The sequence below is a fragment of the Frisingicoccus sp. genome, assembly GCA_016298055.1.
In the GTDB taxonomy this organism is placed as follows: domain Bacteria; phylum Bacillota; class Clostridia; order Lachnospirales; family Lachnospiraceae; genus Frisingicoccus.
The window spans coordinates 1-2945 of record JAEDDO010000213.1; the positions used below are offsets into that span (position 1 = coordinate 1).

At 39.8% G+C, this 2945-nt stretch carries 3 protein-coding genes; all 3 read right to left on the reverse strand.

Translation table 11 applies throughout. The features are described 5' to 3' along the window. The coding region (metK, locus tag QZZ35_RS10685; protein ID WP_291237390.1) for a methionine adenosyltransferase at window positions 1-998 on the reverse strand (998 nt) is incomplete at its 3' end. A 69-nt stretch (window positions 999-1067) separates the two neighbouring features. Continuing rightward, window positions 1068-2423 carry a radical SAM protein gene (locus tag QZZ35_RS10690; protein WP_291237391.1) on the reverse strand — a complete coding sequence of 452 codons (1356 nt, stop codon included), beginning with the start codon at window positions 2421-2423 and terminating at the stop codon, window positions 1068-1070. Between the two features lie 69 nt (window positions 2424-2492). Continuing rightward, window positions 2493-2945, reverse strand: a 453-nt coding sequence (locus QZZ35_RS10695; RefSeq protein WP_291237392.1) for a hypothetical protein, incomplete at its 5' end; no start/stop codon positions are given.

Here is a 2945-nt window from a genome sequence, read left to right on the forward strand (position 1 = left end):
CCTGTTCCAAACGTGTCCACCATAATTGAGGTGGGCTGTGCTACACCAATAGCATAGGAAAGCTGCACCTCACATTTTTCAGCCAATCCTGTCGCAACAATATTTTTTGCCGCATAACGAGCCGCATATGATGCAGAACGGTCTACCTTGGTACAGTCCTTTCCGGAAAAAGCTCCGCCACCATGTCGGGCGTATCCTCCATATGTATCTACGATAATCTTACGGCCGGTCAATCCACTATCTCCATGCGGTCCACCTATTACAAAGCGACCTGTTGGATTGATATAAAATTTTGTATTCTCGTCCACCATTTCACCCGGTAAGATTTCGTCAAACACATATTTTTTAATATCCAACTGAATCTGTTCCTGTGTTATGTCCGGATCATGCTGTGTAGAAAGCACTATGGCATCCAGTCTAAATGGTTTGTCATTTTCATCATACTCTACAGTTACCTGGGTTTTTCCATCTGGTCTCAAATACGGAAGTATTCCATCCTTTCTTACTTTTGTCAGTTGCAATGCCAGCTTATGTGCCAGCTCAATGGGATAGGGCATATAGGTCTCAGTCTCATTTGTCGCATATCCAAACATCATCCCCTGATCTCCGGCTCCGATGGCTTCAATCTCTTCATCCGACAAATTATGTTCTTTTGCCTCAAGAGCCTTATTCACACCCATTGCTATATCTGCCGACTGTTCATCAATGACTGTTAACACACCGCATGTATCTGCATCAAAACCATACTCAGCATTTGTATATCCAATTTCCCTGATTGTATCTCGTACTACTTTCTGAATATCTACATATGCATTGGAAGTGATTTCTCCCATTACCATAACAAGGCCTGTAGTCGTTACCGTCTCACATGCCACCCGACTCATAGGATCCTGCTTCAACAATTCATCCAGCAATGCATCTGAAATAGCATCACACATTTTATCTGGATGCCCTTCTGTGACAGACTCTGATGTAAAAAATCGTTTACCTTTGTTCATTTTTGATATCCTTTCATTTTTTCGATTACCTGAATAAATATTTCGTCGTTCAAATTCATAGTTGTTTCTTTAATCTGCGATTTTCTTTTTCGCCCTGTTCTCTTTCCAAAGTTCATCTGCAACCGGCTTCCAATTCTTCGCATACTGGTCACATTTTGCACAAAGATGTTCTGCCGTTTCCGGAGATTGAAGATCAGTCGAGTAAGCACCTGATTTTTCAACCATTGCTCGCAGCATATCAGGATTTTCCAGCATAGGACACGGACGAAGCATATTTTTATTAAATGGCTGATTATCATGGTAAGCCATCATCATCGGTGACTGCAGTGCTTCCAGAAGTGTCTTTTCCCGAATGTTAGAATCTGAATAATGGATAAATACGCAAGGATCAATATCACCGTTAGCATTAATATGTAAATAACGGTGACCACCGGCGATACATCCGCCGACATATTCTGCATCATTCTGAAAATCCATTGCAAACAATGGCTTTGTGGCACGATAACGACGAATTTTCTCATAAACTCCGGTACGCTGCTGCGGTGTAGGCATCAATTCCGGAACAGCATCGTTTCCTACCGGCATATAATGGAAATACCATACAAAATAGGCACCCATTTCAATCAATGTATCATAGAATTCCTCTGATGTAATGGAATCATAATTGGCACTGGTATAACAGCAGGAGATTCCATAAATCAGTTTCTTTCTTCTGAGAAGTTCCATGGCTTTACGTGCTTTCTGATATACACCAGTTCCACGTCGTCCATCCGTCGCCTCTTCAAATCCTTCCAGAGAAATGGCTGGTACAAAATTACCTACACGGAGCATTTCATCCGCAAATTCTTCGTCAATCAATGTGGAATTTGTAAAGCAAAGGAATACGCAATCCGAATGCTTTTCACAGATTCGGATCAAGTCTTTTTTACGAACCAGTGGCTCCCCGCCAGTGTAAATATAAAAATAAACGCCCAATTCTTTTCCCTGGCAGATAATATCATCAATCTCATCATAAGTAAGATTTAATTTGTGTCCATATTCTGCCGCCCAACAACCTGTACAATGCAGGTTACACGCAGATGTAGGATCCAGCAGGATAGCCCATGGAATATTACAGTTATACTTCTTTCTGAGTTTTTCTTCCTTCTTCCAGCCAACCAGACTGGCATTAATAAAAAGATTCACAGCAAGTGTCTTAGTCACATTGAGATCTACCTCTTTAAAAAGACGTCGGATATAGTTATAATAAGGATGTTCCGGATTTGTTATTGCTTCCCGAATCATTTTTCTCTGAGAAATAAATTCTCCATCAGCAAATTTATCTGCCCAGTCCATCATCTTCAGCATATGCTTATCCGGGTCCTTGTAAATATAATTGAATGTCTGCTCAATTCCCAGTTTCTTTAAAGTATTTGATGCGTTCATACTCGAATTCCTCCTCATATAATTAATATATTTGTTAATAACAAGTTTTACTTAAACAGTTACAACATTTTATTCTTCCCATGCAGTATCTTCCTCGTTCTTTTCCTGTCCCTGAATTTGTTTTGATATCTTGACTGTCTCCTTGACTGTAAGATGATTCATGAGACCTTCTGCAAAGAAACCACATCCGATAATGACATGACTAATCTGACTTTCCTGAAACGGCTTTATGATAATTAAAATACCAAAAGCAGCTACAATGATGGAAAGTGCCAATATCCATTTCCATATTTCAAGTCCAAATACTTTTGCATCTTTTGCAGTCTGAACTTTTAATACAGCGTCAAGCAAAATCAATAATCCCAGTCCTGGGGAAAGATATGAACGAATACGCAAATTACATCCAAGCACTATCACTCCAAGCACTATCAGGAATATTCCACAGGCCAGATCATATTGGAAAGCCAGATCATACAAATCATCTGAAAGATATCCAATAATCTTAACAATTCCATAAGCAAC

Excerpts from the sequence above, each read along its gene's own strand:
- QZZ35_RS10690 (WP_291237391.1), bottom strand. The coding sequence starts at position 2,423 with ATGAACGCATCAAATACTTTAAAGAAACTGGGAATTGAGCAGACATTC.